This window comes from Xenorhabdus sp. PR6a (assembly GCF_028599065.1).
In the GTDB taxonomy this organism is placed as follows: Bacteria; Pseudomonadota; Gammaproteobacteria; order Enterobacterales; family Enterobacteriaceae; genus Xenorhabdus; species Xenorhabdus doucetiae.
This window is the reverse complement of record NZ_JAQRFJ010000013.1, coordinates 17,337-35,989: the sequence shown is the minus strand read 5'-3', so window position 1 is coordinate 35,989 and position 18,653 is coordinate 17,337. Positions and strand designations below refer to the sequence as shown.

The 18,653-nt window shown below is 42.7% G+C and carries 21 protein-coding genes; 2 read left to right on the top strand and 19 right to left on the bottom strand.

The features are described from left to right. Positions 1-16: 16 nt before the first annotated feature. Genes paaD through paaA form a run of 4 tightly spaced genes read right to left on the bottom strand, consistent with a single transcriptional unit; the run spans position 17 to position 2,626 of the window. Complete coding sequence (paaD, locus tag PSI15_RS05575; protein WP_273582664.1) at positions 17-550, bottom strand: 1,2-phenylacetyl-CoA epoxidase subunit PaaD; 534 nt, start codon at positions 548-550, stop codon at positions 17-19. A 28-nt stretch (positions 551-578) separates the two neighbouring features. After that, entirely contained in the window at positions 579-1,355 is a 777-nt protein-coding gene (paaC, locus tag PSI15_RS05570; RefSeq protein WP_273582663.1) for a 1,2-phenylacetyl-CoA epoxidase subunit PaaC, read from the bottom strand. An 11-nt stretch (positions 1,356-1,366) separates the two neighbouring features. Continuing rightward, complete coding sequence (gene paaB, locus PSI15_RS05565) at positions 1,367-1,654, bottom strand: 1,2-phenylacetyl-CoA epoxidase subunit PaaB (RefSeq protein ID WP_273582662.1); 288 nt, start codon at positions 1,652-1,654, stop codon at positions 1,367-1,369. 12 nt (positions 1,655-1,666) lie between these two features. Continuing rightward, complete coding sequence (gene paaA, locus PSI15_RS05560) at positions 1,667-2,626, bottom strand: 1,2-phenylacetyl-CoA epoxidase subunit PaaA (protein ID WP_273582661.1); 960 nt, start codon at positions 2,624-2,626, stop codon at positions 1,667-1,669. 327 nt (positions 2,627-2,953) lie between these two features. Here paaA and paaZ point away from each other — a divergent pair, with 327 nt between their 5' ends. Next, a complete protein-coding gene (gene paaZ / locus PSI15_RS05555; protein ID WP_273582660.1) occupies positions 2,954-5,026 on the top strand; it encodes a phenylacetic acid degradation bifunctional protein PaaZ in 2,073 nt (690 codons plus the stop codon). Between the two features lie 114 nt (positions 5,027-5,140). Here the strand turns inward: paaZ and PSI15_RS05550 are convergent, their stop codons facing one another. Continuing rightward, entirely contained in the window at positions 5,141-6,292 is a 1,152-nt protein-coding gene (locus PSI15_RS05550) for a glycosyltransferase (RefSeq protein ID WP_273582659.1), read from the bottom strand. 386 nt (positions 6,293-6,678) lie between these two features. Between PSI15_RS05550 and PSI15_RS05545 the strand changes: the two genes are divergently transcribed. Then, on the top strand, positions 6,679-7,158 hold the full coding sequence (locus tag PSI15_RS05545) for an Hcp family type VI secretion system effector (RefSeq protein WP_273582658.1): 480 nt from the start codon (positions 6,679-6,681) through the stop codon (positions 7,156-7,158). Between the two features lie 33 nt (positions 7,159-7,191). Here PSI15_RS05545 and PSI15_RS05540 read toward each other — a convergent pair whose 3' ends face one another. The 14 genes from PSI15_RS05540 to PSI15_RS05475 form a co-directional block, all read right to left on the bottom strand. Beyond that, positions 7,192-7,593: a DUF1240 domain-containing protein gene (locus PSI15_RS05540; RefSeq protein ID WP_273582657.1), complete on the bottom strand. Its 402-nt coding sequence runs from the start codon at positions 7,591-7,593 to the stop codon at positions 7,192-7,194. Between the two features lie 46 nt (positions 7,594-7,639). Beyond that, positions 7,640-8,353: a hypothetical protein gene (locus PSI15_RS05535; RefSeq protein ID WP_273582656.1), complete on the bottom strand. Its 714-nt coding sequence runs from the start codon at positions 8,351-8,353 to the stop codon at positions 7,640-7,642. Then, complete coding sequence (locus PSI15_RS05530) at positions 8,350-8,532, bottom strand: hypothetical protein (protein ID WP_273582655.1); 183 nt, start codon at positions 8,530-8,532, stop codon at positions 8,350-8,352. Before PSI15_RS05530 ends, PSI15_RS05535 begins: the two co-directional genes overlap by 4 nt. A gap of 22 nt (positions 8,533-8,554) precedes the next feature. Beyond that, positions 8,555-8,755, bottom strand: a complete 201-nt coding sequence (locus tag PSI15_RS05525; RefSeq protein ID WP_273582654.1) for a hypothetical protein — start codon at positions 8,753-8,755, stop codon at positions 8,555-8,557. Between the two features lie 410 nt (positions 8,756-9,165). Continuing rightward, the gene (locus PSI15_RS18555) at positions 9,166-9,396 is read right to left on the bottom strand and encodes a DUF1240 domain-containing protein (RefSeq protein ID WP_443256072.1); all 231 of its coding nucleotides are present in this window, start codon (positions 9,394-9,396) and stop codon (positions 9,166-9,168) included. Between the two features lie 281 nt (positions 9,397-9,677). Continuing rightward, positions 9,678-10,115, bottom strand: coding sequence for a DUF1240 domain-containing protein (locus PSI15_RS05515; protein WP_273582652.1), 438 nt, complete (start codon positions 10,113-10,115; stop codon positions 9,678-9,680). A 339-nt stretch (positions 10,116-10,454) separates the two neighbouring features. Further along, the gene (locus PSI15_RS05510; RefSeq protein WP_273582699.1) at positions 10,455-11,540 is read right to left on the bottom strand and encodes an aminotransferase class V-fold PLP-dependent enzyme; all 1,086 of its coding nucleotides are present in this window, start codon (positions 11,538-11,540) and stop codon (positions 10,455-10,457) included. Positions 11,541-11,574: 34 nt separating this feature from the next. Next, positions 11,575-12,924, bottom strand: a complete 1,350-nt coding sequence (locus tag PSI15_RS05505; protein ID WP_273582651.1) for a YhfT family protein — start codon at positions 12,922-12,924, stop codon at positions 11,575-11,577. A gap of 10 nt (positions 12,925-12,934) precedes the next feature. Next, a complete protein-coding gene (locus PSI15_RS05500) occupies positions 12,935-13,312 on the bottom strand; it encodes a DUF2620 domain-containing protein (protein WP_273582650.1) in 378 nt (125 codons plus the stop codon). 16 nt (positions 13,313-13,328) lie between these two features. Further along, positions 13,329-14,279, bottom strand: coding sequence for a phosphotriesterase-related protein (locus tag PSI15_RS05495; protein WP_443256071.1), 951 nt, complete (start codon positions 14,277-14,279; stop codon positions 13,329-13,331). A 126-nt stretch (positions 14,280-14,405) separates the two neighbouring features. Next, complete coding sequence (locus PSI15_RS05490; RefSeq protein WP_273582648.1) at positions 14,406-15,596, bottom strand: YhfX family PLP-dependent enzyme; 1,191 nt, start codon at positions 15,594-15,596, stop codon at positions 14,406-14,408. Between the two features lie 101 nt (positions 15,597-15,697). After that, a complete protein-coding gene (locus PSI15_RS05485) occupies positions 15,698-16,060 on the bottom strand; it encodes a PRD domain-containing protein (protein WP_273582647.1) in 363 nt (120 codons plus the stop codon). Positions 16,061-16,114: 54 nt separating this feature from the next. Then, positions 16,115-17,020, bottom strand: a complete 906-nt coding sequence (yhfZ, locus tag PSI15_RS05480) for a GntR family transcriptional regulator YhfZ (RefSeq protein ID WP_273582698.1) — start codon at positions 17,018-17,020, stop codon at positions 16,115-16,117. A 532-nt stretch (positions 17,021-17,552) separates the two neighbouring features. Beyond that, positions 17,553-18,443 carry a lipase family protein gene (locus PSI15_RS05475; protein WP_273582646.1) on the bottom strand — a complete coding sequence of 297 codons (891 nt, stop codon included), beginning with the start codon at positions 18,441-18,443 and terminating at the stop codon, positions 17,553-17,555. Positions 18,444-18,653: the final 210 nt, after the last annotated feature.

The following is an 18,653-nucleotide window of genomic DNA, read 5'->3' as shown; positions in this document are numbered from 1 at the left end:
TTCCTCTACTCCTTCGTTAGAGACATTTGAAATAATCAAACGGTTCCAAACAATCGCGACAGCGATAGAGCGCTTTGCAGGCTGTGGAACTGAATTCGCTGATTTTTTCTGTTACATGGCTGCCACAGTACGGACAGGTGATAGGTTCTATGTCCGCCGTTTTTTCACAAACCAACCCCTGAGGCGGGGCTATGCCGGATACACGCAAGCGTTGTTTGGCCTCTGCATTTATCCAGTCTGTGGTCCACGCAGGGGTTAGGCTGACTTCAATACGCACCGGAGAAAAGCCGGCTTGCGCCAGGGTTTCCTGAATGATCCCGATCAGGTATTCCGTCGCGGGACAGCCGGAATAGGTTGGAGTCAAGGTCACCTGCCAGCCGTTTTGTAACGGCGTCACCGCCCGTATCATGCCGAGATCGGTAATGGAGAGCGCAGGCAGTTCAGGATCAGCAATTTGCTGGAGACATTGCCAGATTTGATGAATTTCCGGCGGCTGTATTGCTGAATGCAAAATTGCCGAATGAAAGCGTGTGTTGCCTTGCTGTGCCATGATCGCCTCCCATTAGTCTCTGTTTTTGTCACCAATTGCAGTTGGGGTAGGTGCGTTGCAGGTACTGCATTTCCGCCAACAGGTAGCCAAAATGTTCCGTATGCAACCCTTGTTTGCCGCCTTGTCGATAGGGCGATGCCTGTGGCACGGCTAACGCGGCTGCGGCGAACGTTTCGTTGATGATTTGCCGCCACGGTTCATGCAGGGTGCCGGGATCAACGGCAACCCCTTCTTCTGCCAGTTGTTGCTCAATTTCGTCGCACTGGAAGAGTTCACCGGTAAAGCGCCACAGTTGATTGACAGATTGCTGGATTTTTTCGTGGCTCAGTACGGTGCCATCCCCCAATCTGATCATCCAGCCCCGGCTGAATCTCAGGTGATATTCCACTTCCTTCAACGACTTGGCGCTGATCGCCGCCAACTGGGGATCACGGCTTTGGCTTAGCGCCTGATGCAGCAGGACGTGATAGGCATCGATAAAAAACTGGCGTACCAGTGTGTCGTTAAAGCCGCCATTGGGCTGTTCCACCAGCAGCAGGTTGAGGAATTCGCGCTCATTACGCCCAAACGCCAGATGATCTTCATCCCGCCCGGTTCCAGCAAGGGTGGCGGCGTAGCTGAGGAAATGGCGGGCTTGCCCCAACAGGTCGAGGCCGATATTGGACAGGGCGAGGTCAATTTCCAGCTCTGGCGCATGTCCACACCACTCACACAGACGTTGTGCCAGAACCAGCGGCGTATCTCCCTGACGGAGAACATAGTTGAACAGAGCCTGTTTGGGGGATGAAACGCTGAGTATCTTCATATTCTCACCCCCTACATATTCTTGATGCTGTCAGGAATGGCGTAGAAAGTCGGATGACGGTAAATCTTGTCCTCCGAGGGTTCGAAAAAAGCGCCGCGATCTTCCGGTTGTGAAGCCACCAGATAGCGGGATTTCACTACCCAAATGGAGCAGCCTTCATTGCGCCGGGTGTAGGCATCGCGTGCGTTTTCCAGCGCCATTCGATCATCTGCCGCATGAAGACTGCCGACATGACGGTGCGCTAGTCCTTGTTTACTACGGACAAACACTTCATACAGTGGCCAATTGGTATCGTTCATTGGATGACTCTCCTAATTCCGACGCCGTTTCAGGGCGTGAACAAAAGCCGCTTCACGTACCCAACTCCCGTTTTCCCAGGCTCGGCGTTTGGATTCCAGACGTTCGTGATTGCAGATCCCTTGTCCTTTCAGCACGTGATAAAATTCGTCCCAATTGATTTCACCAAAACGGTAATGCCCCGTTGCTTCATCCCAGGCCAGATCCGGATCGGGAGCTGTCATGCCCAAGGTTTCCAACTGAGGTACGGTGTTATCGATGAATTTTTGCCGCAGTTCATCATTGCTGGATCGCTTGATTTTCCATGCCATGCTCTGGACGCTGTTGGGGGAATCACTGTCATTGGGGCCAAACATCATCAAGGTCGGCCACCAGAAGCGGTTAATGGCATCCTGCAACATGGCGCGTTGGGCTTCACTGCCTTTTGCCAGCACGGTTACCGCCTCATAACCTTGCCGCTGGTGGAAACTTTCTTCCTTGCAGATTTTTACCATCGCGCGGGCGTAGGGACCGTAAGAGGCACGGCACAAAGCAACCTGATTAACAATCGCGGCGCCATCCACCAGCCAGCCAATCACCCCAACATCCGCCCAACTGAGGGTGGGATAGTTAAAGATTGAGGAATATTTCATCTTGCCATCTAACAGGTTTTGGTAGAGATCCTGTCGGGAACAGCCGAGTGTTTCGGCGGCGCTATAGAGATACAGCCCGTGCCCGGCTTCATCTTGTACTTTCGCCAGCAATACCGCCTTGCGGCGCAGTGTCGGGGCGCGGGTGATCCAGTTGGCTTCCGGTAACATGCCGACTACTTCCGAGTGTGCGTGTTGGCCGATCTGGCGTATCAGATTTTGGCGATAGGCTTCCGGCATCCAATCTTTGGCTTCAATCGAAAGATCTGCGGCTATTTTGGCGTCAAAACGCTGTGCATCAAGGCTCTTTGTATTAAGGTCTTCCTGAAGTGGAACAGTTGTCATGGGTGGCTCCATTATGATTCTTAATTATTGATATGAAAAATAAAAACGAATCACTTATGTAACCATAAATCTACAAATTAGTAACAAAAATAGCAAACATTAAAACTGTGTATTTGTTGTTTATGTCACAATATGAATGTATTTACGTTTAAAAACAATGAGTTAATTATTTTTATTGGATGATGGGAAGAATATTAATGAGTGATCAGCCGAAGATGTTTTTATTTTGTTAATTTTATGAGTGGTTTTGTCAATCCTATATGTGATACATAAATGGCATTCTGTTACTTCAAAATTGTTTCATTGGTTAAATCGATGGAGAAGAAAATGCAACAGTTAACGAGTTACCTTTGTGGCGCTTGGGCTGATGGGCAAGGCAATACCAGAACGATCCATCATGCAGTCAGCGGAGAAGCCTTGTATCAGGTCTCTTCGGAAGGCTTACCCTTGGTCGAAAGTTTAGAATACGCCCGTAAAAAGGGGGGAAAAGCGCTGGCTGCGATGACATTCCAGCAACGCGCACAGATGATGAAAGCAGTGGCAAAGCACTTGCTCGCCAACAAAGAAGTGCTGTATGCCCTTTCTACAGAAACGGGCGCAACCCGTGCGGATAGTTGGGTGGATATTGAGGGAGGCGTCGCGACACTGTTCTCTTATGCCGGATTAGCTGGGCGTGAATTGCCGGATGATACTCTGTGGCCGGAGGATGAGATGATTCCGCTGTCTAAGCAGTCTCAGTTTGTGGCGCGTCATGTGCTGACTTCCCGTCCCGGTGTGGCACTGCATATCAATGCGTTTAACTTTCCGTGTTGGGGGATGCTGGAAAAATTGGCGCCCACGTGGATGGCCGGTATGCCGGCGATTATCAAACCCGCGACGGCATCCGCCCAACTGACACAGGCGATGGTGAAAATGATCATCGACAGCGGTCTGGTACCGGAAGGGGCATTGCAATTGATCTGCGGGGGTATTGGTGATCTGTTCGATCATCTCGATTATCAGGACGCCGTGACATTTACCGGCTCGGCACAGACAGGATTAAAGTTGCGTGCCCATCCCCGGCTGATAGAAAAATCCATCTCTTTTACGATGGAAGCGGATTCGCTCAACTGCTGCATTTTAGGCGAGGATGTGACGCCTGATATGCCGGAATTTGGTGTTTTCATCAAGGAAGTTACCCGCGAAATGACCGTGAAGGCGGGTCAGAAATGTACCGCTATCCGGCGTATTATTGTGCCCGCGAACCAAATGGAAGCGGTCAAACAAGCGCTGCTCAAACGACTGGCAGGCGTGACAGTCGGTGATCCCACCTTGCCGGAAGTGCGCATGGGGGCGTTGATTAATGTAGAACAGCGTGATGAGGTGCAGGCGAGGGTTAACGAGTTGCGCGATAGTGGCTGCGAGGTTTTGTGTGGCGGTTCACTGGATAAATTGGTGCTGACAGGCAATAGCAACCGCAATGGGGCATTTTACCCGCCCACGTTGCTCTATTGTGCTGATCCCATGACAAATCAGGCGGTACACAGCACGGAAGCCTTTGGGCCGGTTTCCACATTAATGGCGTATCAGGATACCGGGCAGGCGATTGCCTTGGCGATGATGGGACAGGGGAGTTTGGTGGGTTCATTGGTGACGGCAGATGAGCAGATTGCGCTACAGGTGATCCGTGCGACAGCGTGCGCTCATGGACGTATGTTGGTGTTGGATGAAGCGGCGTCTGCGGAGTCCACGGGGCACGGTTCTCCGCTGCCTATGCTGGTACATGGTGGGCCGGGGCGTGCCGGTGGCGGAGAAGAGTTGGGTGGCTTGCGTGCCGTGAAACATTATATGCAGCGCACCGCGATCCAGGGCAGCCCAAGTATGCTGGCTGCGATTGGCCGTGAGTGGGTTCGTGGCGCAAAAGTGAAAGAAGAGCCGATACACCCATTCCGCAAATATTTTGAACAGATTGACATTGGTGAAAGTTTGCTGACTGCCCGCCGGACGGTGACGGAAGCGGATATTGTGAATTTCGCCTGCCTGAGTGGCGATCATTTTTATGCCCATATGGATAAAATCGGTGCGGCGCAATCCCTGTTTGGTGAACGTGTCGCACATGGTTATTTTATCGTATCGGCAGCGGCGGGCTTGTTTGTTGATGGTGCGGTTGGGCCGGTGCTTGCCAACTATGGGATGGAGAATCTGCGCTTTATTGAGCCGGTCAAAATCGGTGATACCATTCAGGTTCGTTTGACGTGCAAGAAGAAGGTCAAGAAAGTTCAGAAAACCCCGGAAGATAAGCCACATGGTGTTGTCATGTGGGATGTACAGGTATTGAATCAGGAGCAACAGCCGGTGGCGCTTTACAGCATTCTGACACTGGTGGAGCGGCAACAGGGGGATTTTGTGGCGTCGGTGTAACTACGGTCATAGGTTTAGGATAAACCCATTGAGATTTGTTAAGCCGAAGGAACAGAAGAGCCTGGGGATATTAAGGGTTGCGGTAATCCTCAGGCTGTTTACTCCCATCAGATGCTAAGTGAATGGATCTTCATCTGAGTATTTTTTCTTTATAATAGAAGACCAATCTGCATCATCCTTGACATTTTTAAACATGCCATCGTTTTTATTTTTAGATCTTAGTTGATATTTTCCGGGAAAGTTTATGTTTTGTTGAGGGTTAAGATGATTATCAATAAAATCAGGCCCTGTCATGTCAGTCGTATAATCAATTCGCCTAATCTCACGACTATATACAACATTACGTTGATGAGGATCAATGCCTGTTCTCCATACAGGATCTTGTATACCGCATCTTGTATCCAGATTGATTTGGTTAGCGTTGTTTAATTTCAGTGCCAAATCGACCCTCTTATCGACCTCATGATATTTATTGAATCTTTTGACTCTACAGATTTCATCCGCTTTAGGTGATTCATACATTTGAATAGACAGATGATGTTTTTTTATCTGAATCGCCATTTTTAATAAAATTTTAAAAATCTCTTTTGATTGAGCAAGGGAGGCAATAATGGCATTGCCAAACCTATTATATGGCGCACCAAAAAACTGCCAGCCTTGCCCACTACAATCACCAATTCCTATATCAGACTTAAGGCGTAAATCGGCAAATCTAGCGCTTCCTCTGTCAAGCATATTTTTTATGCTTGTATCACTCAATTCGACATCAGCATCCAGATATATTCCTCCTTCCATATATAAGATAACTAAGCGGGCAATATCACTGGATGAGGCATAATTATGATAATTACCTTTCAGATTAATACGATATATATGTTGCAGATAATTCATTAAATCAACATATTCCCCATAGCGCCTGGCGTTATCACTTTTCTTCTTCATTTTAGTAAAATAACTGAAACAGTTTAACATGGGATCTTGAATGGAACCCAAGTGATGGGCTTGCCTGGATAGAAATTTGAAAGCAACGTCAACATTTTTATAATTGAAATTAATGGGTATTTCACCAATATCAAATTCAGTTCCATGATATCCAAGTTTTATTTTCCTTAATGTATTAATGATTAATGCGTTGCTATCGTTTTCTCCCCAAATATTGACTTCAAAACCTGGATTGGCACATTTGATGGTGATAATCTTTTTCAAATCTTCTTCTGGTATGTTATTACCAGCCCAGAAATAATGGATTTTTTTAGGGATATCCATAAGTTACCTCCTAATTATCCTAAGTTTAGGAAAAATCCCATGATGCATATTATTGTAATGTCATTATATTATTGTGATATTTATCACATTATAAATTATCAATGTTATTGATGCTTTATGACAAAATTGTCATCAAAACTTGTATGTTTCATTTTTCAATACAACTTTCAGTACAACTACGGTATGGAAAATCTGCGCATTATCGCATTCTGACACTGGTGAGTGGGTGTGGCATCGGTGTGACCACGGTCAGGGTTAAAAGATGATTTAACTAGCTATTTTTTATCTTATTAATGCTATTAATATATTTTTTATATGATAAATTGCTTTTTCTGGCTTAGAGACTTAAGCCGTTGCGTTTAAATAAAAACTAGGATGGTGATATTATGTCATATATGATTTATTTATCGTTAAATGGTAAGAAGCAAGGTTTAATATCAGCAGGGTGTTCAACTCTCGATTCGATAGGAAACCGATACCAAAAAGGACACGAAGACCAAATACAGGTACTTAGTCTAAATCACTCAATATCGCGTCAGCAGAATGTAAGCCATCAACCCATACAGTTTATCAAACCTGTAGACAAATCTTCTCCACTATTAGAAATGGCCATTGATTCTAATGAATCGCTAGATGGTAAATTTGTTTTTTACAGAACCAGTCAAACAGGACAGTTAGAACTATTTTATGAAGTAAAAATTACGGAAGCAACTATCACGGAAATTTCCTGTACTTATCCGAACTCTATAAATGATTTTGATGCCATGCCATATGAAAGAGTTATACTTAACTATAAATCAATCTCATGGAACCATGTGACGGCAGGTACATCTGCCTATAGCATATGGGAAGACCGAGTTTATTAAAAAAATATTTCTAAGCATATATCTAATATATGCTTAGTGACATAAATTAGGGTATTTAACATATTTGGTTGGTGAGCTAAATGATATTTTTTCACAAACAAAATATCCTTCCATTTTAAGTTTTGAATCTAAGTACCAAGACAAAGGGAAACAAAAAAACAAAAAAACAAAAAAGTTTATGGTAAGGTATTTTATTATCTTATTATTAATCTTTGCTGGTTTTTGTGTGACGCAAAAATAAATGGCATAGACACACATATAAAAAGGTAAAGGGGATGCAAAGAAAAATAAAAATAATTTCCAAGAAAAAATTATCTCGTCTCCCATCTTTATAATTGATATTATATCCTCAAAAATAAAAAACATACCTAGCGACATAATTAAAATCAAAAACAATGAGCTTATTATAACAATAAATCTTTTTTTATTATCCACATTAACTCCTTTGTTATATCAAAAACCAACAGAATAGATGAAATAACTACTTTATCCACGGATAAGGGTAACCATGTGAATGCTTATGATAATCCAACTTATCGGCTTCACTTAGCTCTTTTTCGCGCATATATGCTATCAGATTTTTACTTACATCATATTTATTATCAAGATAATATAATACACCACTGACAATAACGCCAACCAGAACAACCCCAACGGCTACAGCGAGGGCATAGGTACCAGCAGTTAAAACCACTCCAGCAATAGCGCCCGCGGCCATTCCTGCAAGAATCCCAACGGCTGTTTTTGCTGCATCCATAGTAATATTGCCAAAAAAATCATAAACATCATATTCATCTTTAAATGCTAATTCAAATAATCTGTACGCCGCTGAAACAACAACAACTCTTCTGGATACAGTCATTATTCCATCATGGATTCCTTGTGTTCCTATTCCCATATCTATCATTTTCCAATGATTCACCCCATATTTTGCAGCGGTTAAGAATCGTCTAACCCCTGGACGTCCTGTCAACCTTATACTTCTATTCCCATATCTATCGACATATTCAGTTACTCTTACACCAAAATTACTACTTAACTCATTTGCCAATCGACCAAAGGCATAGGCATCTAATATATTACCTGTAAACGATGTTGCAAAATCTGAAAATGAAAAAAATTTATCTTTCCATGATGAGTTAGGATTAGTGCCACAATAATTTTTTACGGCATCAATAGCTTCCTCATGAGTCAATAGAACATAAAGCTCTTCATCTTCACATAATTTTTTTCAATAACAGATGTCATATTAAAGTATTTTCTTTCAATGTCAGAATATTTTTTTCTTCTGTACTCATCCGTTTGAGATAATGGTTTTAATTCTCCATCATAAACCATGACCCCATCAACAAACATATTTGAAAATTTATCCATTTCACTTTCCTATAAGCTAAATTTAATGTGTTAAATTACCTGATTCAAACTTTAATGATAAAACCCTGCCATCCGAAACCCGCATATTTATCCCGTCAGCCTGAGCTGATGACAATAGTTGAAAACAAAACATCATCATCACAGCCAGTTTATCTTCTGATCTGGTCGGGCTATTGGTTAATACGTTACTTATTTTCTGCATAAATTCTTCTTTGTCATCCATACGAAAAAACCTTATTGTTAATCATTGGGTTATTATATGACAATTTTACACAAAAAATGTCTATCTCAATCACATAATAAAAAGCATAAATCCATAATTAACCTGAACTTCGTTTAGGAAAGGAACTAAGGTTGGATTCAACTAATAAGCAACACACTCCCAGATATGGATTTATAATGGCATTAATCCATTGCTAGAACTATTTTATCAAGTAAAAATAACATAGAAAACTATCATTAATATGTCTTGTATCTATCAGAATTCTATCAATGATCATGATATGATGCCTTATGAAAAAGTTGTCCTTAATTATAAATCCATTTCATGGAATCATGTAACAGCGGGAATTTCCGCATATAGTATATGGGAAGGCCGGGTTTATTAAGAAATATTACCAAGCATATATATAATTAGTGACATAACCTTGGTTTTTTTACATATTTACTCGGTGCATTCCATGATAATTTATAACAGGTTGAATATCCTATGATTTTTAATTTATAATCAGCATGCCAAGACACAGGGAAACTAATGACAAAACCTAAAATTCCAATAAAAGTGAGGATCTTAAAAATTGAATTATTGTTTTTTGGCATTTTTAAAAAAACAAATAATAAATTGGGGCAATGCAAAAATAACATATCAAAGGATAAGCAAACAATATTGCAAACATCCTCCATGAAAATACAACAACATCCGAAAGATTATACACAGATAAAAAATCATCAATAACGAAAAAGAGCACCGCATTCATTATTAAAAATAAAAACAATGAACTTATTGTGATAATGAATTTGTTTTTATTGTCCACACTTACCTCTTTAACAACGGTTTTTTCTACATTCATAGTAATATTACAAAAAATTATAAATATCATGTTAATCTACAAACGCTATTTCAAGTTGAAAACTAAATATATATTTTAGTTACATAATTTTGAGTTTTTTACATATTCATTTGGTGCAATTAAAGACTTTTTACTGCACGTTATATAGCCAGAATATTTTAATTTATTATCAACATATAAAGACACAGGAACACTCAATAATAAAGCCACAAAAAATATCCATGCCAAAAAATTAACGACACGACCCCTATATGGACGAGGACTATCTGAAAAACAAGCATACATAATAGAAAACAACAAATGAAAACTTATCGGAAATCCAAAGGAAATAAAAAACACTCGCCAAGAAAAATACACTTTTTCTTTTAAATTAACTAGTGACATAAAATCACGCCATGAAAGAAAAACCACAAACATCATGATAAACAAACAAAGTAATGATATTAATGAATAAAGTATTTTCTTCCAGAAAGGAATTAAAGTAATTCCATTGTTTTTAATTTTATTTGACATATATAAACCTTAATTTATCTAAAAATACCCATGCTAAAACCTTTGATTAAATTATCTTTTATCTTTTTTTGATTTTCTTCATTTTTAAATTTCTCTACAACTTTGTCATCCATACGAAAAAACCTTATTGTTAATCATTAGGTTATTATATGACAATTTTACATAAAAAATGTCCATCTCAATCACATAATAAAAAGCATAAATCCCTAATAACTCATCAATAACGCGTAATTTTAAATAAAAAGACCTTTAATCTTACCTACCAGAAAACAACAGAAATTAAGTAACGTGAATAGATAATTTATCTATTTAATTATTTATATTTCGACTTGACCGTTTTTATTCCGGCAAACAACTTTCCCGTAAAATACGCATAACAGTATCTGCGCCGCTACGGTTGGGGTTGATGCGGATCATACGTTGTTCCAGAGTGGGATCGGTTTGGCGGAAGGTGCCGGAAATGCGGTAAAACAGCGGAGGGATTTCAAACTTTGATTCTGCACCAACCGGATAAGGCAGTGCTCCCAGTATATGGGCTGTGGTGAGAACTTTTTCTGCAATCGGTTCGTGAAATTCGACTAATAACACTTTTGATTGCGCATTAGCGAGAAAAGCATGTTTTACGGGGGGTAACTCCCCTTGATTTAAACGGGTCATCAGTTCGTCAGCCACTTGCGCTTGTACGGCGTGCATAACCGGCGCGAATACCATCCCCCGCAAGGCTTCCATTGCCTGATAACCTTGTATCTGACAGCCGCCGGAGTACATGCTGTGGCGCAGGTTATCAATGGCGGCTTGTTTTCCCACCACCATTCCAACGCCTTGTGGCCCCAATAGCTTGAAACACGAGAAGGTGGAAAGGGTCGCGCCGTACTGACAGCCAATGTGTGCCACTTTCATGGCGGCGTAGTTGTCATCGATCAATGAAGGAATGCCATGTTGAGTCAGGGTGTCGATCACGGCTTGCAGGGAATAGCGGTCAGAGATCTGTTGGCGTGTGTGTTGCACTAGGCTGGCGGCGGGTTGGTATTGCTGAATGGCTGCCACCATTTGTTCTGGATGGTTGAAATCTGCCCGAATGACACGAAGTCCCATTTGTTCAATGGATGTTTTGGTTGTGGGATAAATCGGTGCGTTATGCACCAGTAATGTTGCAGTGGGACTGACCAAAGCGGCCAGCCCCGCGCGCAATGCGCCTGTTCCGGCTCCATTGACAAAAGCGGCGGTTTCAGCGCCAAAAAATTCTGCAATTACCGCCTCAATGCGTCGGGTCATTCGCGGTTGGTGTAGATCTGGGACCAAGCCCAGATCACCTTGCGAAAGAAAATCAGCCCCCGGAAAGTGACGACAGATGATATCCACCAGCTTAAACTGTTGCTGCTGCGCTTGTGCCATCGTCATACTTTGCAATGGATAGGTTTGCAATGAATAGCTTTGCAATGGACCGATTTGCATTTTCTTATTTGATTCCCAGCAAAAAGAGCATGTTGGCAAGAATGCCCACCATGATGGTTGCGATTGGGCTGATCGCCATTTTGACTAAAGGACGCTTGGATGTACGGTTAAGCAGGTAGATACCCGCCACGATCATAAAGCCCATCCCCGGCAGGATCGCGTTGGAAGCAATCATGGCACCAACCAGCAAGGCAACTTCGAGCATTTTGGTGATAGCAGTACGAATATGCCCGCTGCACGCCTTCACTCCAGGGTATTTATCCAGCCAGATGGCGATTTTTGCCAGTAGCTGAATTTCAATAAACATGGTGATACCGCCCGCGACAAAGGCAATCCACGGGTTGTGAGTTGCCAGCCCGGCCACAAACACAAATTTCATGCCATTTGGGCTATAAACGCCGGTGGCTATCGCCGTCGTACCCACTAATGGGATAAAGCTGATGGCACGTGCCAGTGCAACCAGTAAGGCATTGGTCTGCTCACCTTGCGCCATCAGTTGGAGGGAGACAGGGCCTTCCGCCAGCAAGCTAAAAGACATGGTTGCCGCACTGGCGGTCAGGCCGCCGCACAGGATCAGCAACCATTTGTTTTTCTGGATGCGTTCTATGCGGGTGGAAAACAGGCCGACTAAGACTTCATTGGCGCCTTTTTGCTCCGCTGGCTGCGTTGGGCGTTCACGCATGGCAAAATAGAACATGGCAATCATCGACAGCAAGAGTGCGGCACCGTTAGGGTCAACGCTGACGGGTTTTTCGATCATGCCGCCAAAGCTCAATGGGCCAATGGCTTTAGTTGCCAGATAGCCGGCCAGCGCGGTGAACATGACCAAAAGCCCTTTGCGATAGCCATATTGGTAGCCGACGACCATCGCAGGAAACAGGGCAAAACAGGCCACAATCGGATCGCCGACTTTCTTGAGGTCATCAGTGAAATTGACGGGCAGCATGGCAAACAGTTCTACCACGGAACGCAGGCCGGCCAGCAAGGCGATGGCATAGAGGGCACCAATGATGCCGGAGGCGATAAAGCCTCTCCGGCTGTTGGCACACCAAATCCCGATCATGTCTGTGCCGAGTAACAGGCTGTGAACCAAGACAATGGGGGCGGTAAGTGAAAAGGGAATGCCGAAACCGACCACCAAGCCGATGCTCAGGGCGAAACTGGTGGCGGCGAGTGCTTTGCGGCTCATGCGGCCTTCAAGGTATTCCGGCAACAGTGGGCGCAGTCCATCATGGAAAACGGCGATCCCACGGTTTGCCATCATCGCGGCAATGGCGCCAATGACGGCCAATAATCCGGCTTTAAACGGATCGACTTCCACCAATCTCAGCAGGAAATCATGGAAATGTTGCATGACAGCCTCCTTACCGTGAGATGATGGTCTGTGAGAGGATTGTGTTGATGATCACCGGCAGGACGATATCAATATCCTGACCGGTGAAACCAAATGCCTTCTTACCGGCTTTCACATGGGCAATGATCTCATCATTAGACAGGATTTTTCCCGGCATGCCGATGGTCGCACATTGATCTAATCCGATAAGGGCAATGGCCATGGCCAGAGCACCTCCGCCACCGGTATTGCAGGCACCGAGATAATAATCTGCTTCGCCATTTTTGATTGCCATTGCCGCTTCAGTGTCATTCATTATTGTCACAGAAGTGGCTTTGTTGCCTGCCAATCGCCGAATTTCCCCGGCTATTGCCTCTTTTTCTATTTGTCCACCAACGACAAATTTCATGTTGTTATCCCTCTTTTTATCTCTTCATATCGGATTGCTTTTTGAAAATTTGGAAAAATCGGGCAGGATTATCACGCAGCATTTGGTCTGTCTGTTTTTGGGAAAAACCCGCTTCCAGTAACCTGGGAACGAATACGGTTAACAGATAATCGAAGCCATTGCCCCCATTGCTTTTCAGATGTGATCGGCGGGTGATATCTTGGGAAAGCATCACCCGATCGAGCAACCCACGCCTGGCGACTTCTTGTAACATGGTAATGCGTCGGCTATCGGGATAGTAATTATTCTTGCCGATCGTATCGAATTGCACCCATGCTCCGGCTTCCAGCAGCGGAATAATGGTGTTCAGGTTATCTCTCAGATCACAGTGGCCGATCGCCACATATTCGGGGGAAACGCCAAACGCTTTCAACAGTGCCAACTGTTCACGCCCCATGGTGCTTAATGTGGTATGGGTGGAGATGGGACAGCCTGTCGTCTGATGTGCCAATGCGGCTGCCGCAAACACTTTCTGCTCATCTTCCGTGATTTGATCGAGGCTGGAGCCAATTTCTGCAATCACCCCGGCTTTTAATTCGGTGCCATCAATACCCGTTTCGATTTCCGCGATCATGTCATCGGCGATGGCCTGTACACTTAATTCGCTGAAATGGGCAGGGAAGAAGGGTTGTTTATAGTAGCCGGTCGAGGCAATGATATTAATGTGGGTATCACGCATCAGATCCAGTAGAAAAGCCGCATTGCGCCCCATATAACGGTTGGTCATCTCCACGATGTTTCTTACCCCAAGGGTGTAGAGATGACGAAGCTCTTCTGCGATTAGCTCGTATTGATCCAACCGACAATCAAGACTTCCTTTCGCATCAGAGAGATCGATATGCAAATGTTCATGAACATAGGTGTAGCCTGAAACGTCAATCAAGTTATTTGCTTTTACGTTCAAGTGATAATTCACCTTCAACGGCATCAATGCCGGATGAGGTTTAGTATTCCATAAAATAGGGTTCACCGGATAATGCGGTAAATCCACGATAGCGAAAATAACATTATTTAATGCTGGAATAATATTATTTGTAATACCCTTGTTGAGGGATTATTTAACATAGCTCGCAATTTTCCAATTGCCTTGACTGTCATAAATACCTTCAAGTTTTGGAGATCCAGACTGAATACCTGAAACAAGGGCTACATCACTGCGCGTTGTGAAAATTTGGGCACGAAAACACATGAGTACTGGGCTGCCAATAGGATGAATGCCTGACAATGGGAGGTGGTAGTCAATGCAGGACTCACCCAAGCGCAGTATGCGTGCTTTTTTAGCGGGGATGATGACAGAAGATAGAGGACGTTCAGGAAAAACCAACGCATGTTTCATATGCCCGCGTTTATAGTAGCCGCCACCATAGCAGTAACTATTGCCATCGTGGTGATGAGATATCTCGGTGAGATAGACCATCGCAATTTGTTCCGGCTCCCGACCGCAGAAGTTGGCGGGAATGGTTCCGCTCAAAGCATGGCCGGGTTCCAGATGGGTGGCGCCGTATTTGGCTAATAACGGTATGGTATTGCAGCTTGAGGCGGCCGGCGCATTGATTTGCGAAAGTTTGATGCCGAGCTGTTCCAGTCGGTTTCGCGCACGAATGAGAGTGAGCAAATTGATAGTGGGTAAGGTTATCTGGTAGCGAGGATCCCATGACAGACAAGGAAAATGCGTCAGTCCGCTCAATTGGATGCCTGGCATTTTCTTTAAGGCATCCACGACGGTATCGAGTTCATGAAAGGGAATTCCTGCTTCCTGGCCGGGAAAGGCGATGTCTCGTTTATCAAATATTTTCAGCATGATGGGCTGAATTTGCCCCAATTTCTCCGCGATATCTGAAATCGCCTGGGCTTTTTCAAGGGAAAATACGGTGATGATGTTCGGCTCCCGCTTGAGCATGGTCTCGATTAAATGGGTTGGGGTTTGCACCAGGTGACCGATATGGCACAGTGGTATACCCTGCTGACTCAAACTATAGGCTTCCCTGAAATCGACCGCTACAACGCCGCGATAACCTAGTTCAATCAATTTTTGTGTCAGCCACGGGTTACGACCAAATTGTTTGGTCATCAAATAGAGCTCAATGCCGTACTGTTTTGCGGTTTGCAGCAAACGCCGACCATTATTCAAAACCTGATCGACATCAATGAGGTAGGTATCTGGTAAGATGGCACCTTGTTGCCAAAGATCTTTTGCAACTTCAATCAATTTGGGGTTTTGTTTCTTTAATGCCTCAATAAACATAGGGCTCCCTTCATGTCTGCAAAGCAGCAAGGCTGTGTGAAACGCAAAATTTTGCTGGTATAAATCTTCATTTTTTTGAATATTTATATAAGAATCAAAAACTAATCTCTTTCGAGTGAAAACATTAAACCATATAAATTGGCTAACAGATAGCCTTCTTCATTGGGATGTAAAGCAACGGTAAATTTTTCGATGAGGGAGCGATGAGCGGTGAGTAATTGATCGTAGTATTCAGATTGCTTAAGTCTTGCCAATATTTCTTTATCCAACGGAAAAACTATTTCGCCACGGCGTGAGCGCATAAAAGCACTTGCCATATGGGTAAGCGCCATTTCACCTTGCGGATGACGGACAGGGATAAGCCAGATATCTTCCAAAACATGCACAACATCCAGCATGCTATCGTAGATATCTTGATCGATAACGCCACCTTGTAGCAGGATAGTTAACCGTTGTTCTATCATTGCTTTTTGTTATGTGTCGGTGTTAATCAATAAGTTTTTTTGGCTGATCGAGTGTCAATAAACAGGCTCGATAATACCAGCTACGACGTTTTGTTGATGAGTCAGCAACAGATCCCGATCAACCATAGTATGCAGGAGTTGCTGGATAGGAATATTGTCCTTGCGGACAAGGATAACGGCTTCAGATGCTTTAATAAAACATTCATTGTCATCGGGAAGCTGGGTCATCAGACCCTGTGCGATGAGTTCATGGCCTTGTCCAACGTTCCAGATGGCTGCATCAATGTGGCCTTTTATAATTTGATTTAGGCATTCATGATAGGAGACCTCGACCATTTCAATCTCTTTTCCCGCAAAATATTGCTTTGTCATTATTTTTTGGTCTGCTGAGGTACTATCTAACCCAACGCGGCGAATAGTGTTCATTTCGCCATGACGAAAGATTAACCGATGCCTGTCTGTATAACTTTGTGTCCCTAGTGAAAGCGCAATATATAGATCTTTATGTTCTGGGTGCTGCTCTGCGGCAAGCCTTGATGTGACTGCCAGGTCGTAAACGCCTTTCAGTAAACATTCTATGCGGATATCCGAGCCTCGCATATGTGCAAAGTAAAAAGGAATACTTGCACACAATGCTTTTAAACCACTTGCCAGCCCTTCATAAGCGCGGGTATAAGGGAGCGGCATTGCACAGACCACGTTGCCAATATCGGCATACGCCAAGAGTAATTTGTGGTTTATCTGCGCAAGAAAGCTACCATTACGGCCACGACGCTTAATACCAACCGCCTGTGCTTGTTCAAGAGATTTTAATGCTGCTTGCATTAAGCCCACCGACAATCCACATTCTTTAGAGAGTAATTCTATGGTTTTTAGGCGGTTACCACATTGTTCCGAGAGGAGATAACGTGCCAGAAACGACTGTGCGATCCCCTCTTTCTTAATGAATGTTTGACTCATCATTACAAGTATTTATCCATTGCTGTTTATTTTCATAAATTTGAACATAAATCGCAATAAGCGAATTAAAGAAAGGGGATTAATATCACAATTGAGAAAAAAATGAAAATTTAAAAAATAATAAAGTCTAATATTATCAATATTTTGAATATATATTTCAATTTTTTATTGAATATATAAAATTTGCTGTTATGGGAGAGTATAGGGAAGCTGGAGGGATTATCTCTGTTTGCTCACTGTATTTTTCTGTATTATTAGTGATTTTTTCTGTGCTATTTATCACGCTATACAATCATTAGGCTACATTTTGACCCTTACTATTACTTAAATCAATAAAATATATTATAGGGTGGATCTTATTTAAAAGGATCAATTTTGGGTTTTTAGTTGTCATACCTAATAATAAATCTGGTTTATATTTTCAATTACTTATTTATATATCACATTTCAACATCATGGTTCACTTACTCCTCGCAACTCGAGGAGTAAGTAGGCCTCATAAATAAAGATTATATTCACTATCTTTTAATATTCAGTCCTGTAATGACACCTGTAGACACTCATTCCATGTTTTATGCTCTATCGGGTAATCGCCATCAAGCACGTCGAAAAATTTGGATTTATTTATTAAAGCAAGGTACGTCAGTATAGTGTGTTTGCAACTTATTGAATCATTAATTATCACATCGTCTCTCGGATACAAGGTAACGACATTGGGTAGTTGTTCAGAAAAAATTGGGAGTGCAGGAATGAGATCATTTATATAATTAATAACGTTATAATCCTTAAAGTGTTCAGCAACATATCTGACAAATTCATAATTTCCTACTCTTGGGCTGGCAAATGAGCAAGCTCGACAATGAGGGACTTTATTGTAGATATCTCTCATGAGATAAGCTACCATCGCAGCGCCAAGGCTATGACCTGATAGCGTACAATAGCCATCTACGCCGATAAATTGTGCGATGGCATCTGCGAGTTCGAGTTGGGAGTAATCAACACCAGTTGTATTTTCAGGAACAATCAGATCCAGCGATTTATACATAGAATAAAAACCTTCAATGACTGATTGATCCGGTGTATCAGGCCAAGGCTGTATATATCCTACATTGATGTCCTCTAGAGCTTCTTCAAAGGTTTTGGTTCCTCGGAGGGCAAGGACGTATTCGCCAGGATTTCGTATTCTCTCAACGATATATCCATGATTCACTCTATCATCAGAGAATATTAATTCTTTCTTATTTGTTTTGGTATTCATAAAGGTGTAATAATAATTACAAGAAATATAACATTTCAGTTTCCAACCATCTCTTTCTATGCGTGGATCTGGCGGCGGCATAATGTCATTCGGATATTGGTCATACATAGTTGCTGCGTATAGATCTAATGCTGCAAACGTATCAAAATAATTTAATGTGAACATTTTATATCTCCTTTTTCTTGGTGTTGTTAAAAATTAAAGAGATAATTAAAGTATATTTTGTATTTTAAAATTTGCCTGAAATTCAGGTGGCTATTTTTTGTTTTTATTTGTTTATATATTACTGTATTTAGTTAAGTGTGGTAGCTTGGTTTTATTTAGCTAATATAATAAATTGGTTAAGGTAGTTATCATGGATATTAATGTATAATT

Coding starts and splice junctions, on each gene's coding strand:
- paaD (WP_273582664.1), bottom strand. CDS start 550: ATGGCACAGCAAGGCAACACACGCTTTCATTCGGCAATTTTGCATTCA.
- paaC (WP_273582663.1), bottom strand. CDS start 1,355: ATGAAGATACTCAGCGTTTCATCCCCCAAACAGGCTCTGTTCAACTAT.
- paaB (WP_273582662.1), bottom strand. CDS start 1,654: ATGAACGATACCAATTGGCCACTGTATGAAGTGTTTGTCCGTAGTAAA.
- paaA (WP_273582661.1), bottom strand. CDS start 2,626: ATGACAACTGTTCCACTTCAGGAAGACCTTAATACAAAGAGCCTTGAT.
- paaZ (WP_273582660.1), top strand. CDS start 2,954: ATGCAACAGTTAACGAGTTACCTTTGTGGCGCTTGGGCTGATGGGCAA.
- PSI15_RS05550 (WP_273582659.1), bottom strand. CDS start 6,292: ATGGATATCCCTAAAAAAATCCATTATTTCTGGGCTGGTAATAACATA.
- PSI15_RS05545 (WP_273582658.1), top strand. CDS start 6,679: ATGTCATATATGATTTATTTATCGTTAAATGGTAAGAAGCAAGGTTTA.
- PSI15_RS05530 (WP_273582655.1), bottom strand. CDS start 8,532: ATGGATAAATTTTCAAATATGTTTGTTGATGGGGTCATGGTTTATGAT.
- PSI15_RS05525 (WP_273582654.1), bottom strand. CDS start 8,755: ATGGATGACAAAGAAGAATTTATGCAGAAAATAAGTAACGTATTAACC.
- PSI15_RS18555 (WP_443256072.1), bottom strand. CDS start 9,396: ATGTTATTTTTGCATTGCCCCAATTTATTATTTGTTTTTTTAAAAATG.
- PSI15_RS05515 (WP_273582652.1), bottom strand. CDS start 10,115: ATGTCAAATAAAATTAAAAACAATGGAATTACTTTAATTCCTTTCTGG.
- PSI15_RS05505 (WP_273582651.1), bottom strand. CDS start 12,924: ATGCAACATTTCCATGATTTCCTGCTGAGATTGGTGGAAGTCGATCCG.
- PSI15_RS05500 (WP_273582650.1), bottom strand. CDS start 13,312: ATGAAATTTGTCGTTGGTGGACAAATAGAAAAAGAGGCAATAGCCGGG.
- PSI15_RS05495 (WP_443256071.1), bottom strand. CDS start 14,279: ATGCCGTTGAAGGTGAATTATCACTTGAACGTAAAAGCAAATAACTTG.
- PSI15_RS05490 (WP_273582648.1), bottom strand. CDS start 15,596: ATGTTTATTGAGGCATTAAAGAAACAAAACCCCAAATTGATTGAAGTT.
- PSI15_RS05485 (WP_273582647.1), bottom strand. CDS start 16,060: ATGATAGAACAACGGTTAACTATCCTGCTACAAGGTGGCGTTATCGAT.
- yhfZ (WP_273582698.1), bottom strand. CDS start 17,020: ATGAGTCAAACATTCATTAAGAAAGAGGGGATCGCACAGTCGTTTCTG.
- PSI15_RS05475 (WP_273582646.1), bottom strand. CDS start 18,443: ATGTTCACATTAAATTATTTTGATACGTTTGCAGCATTAGATCTATAC.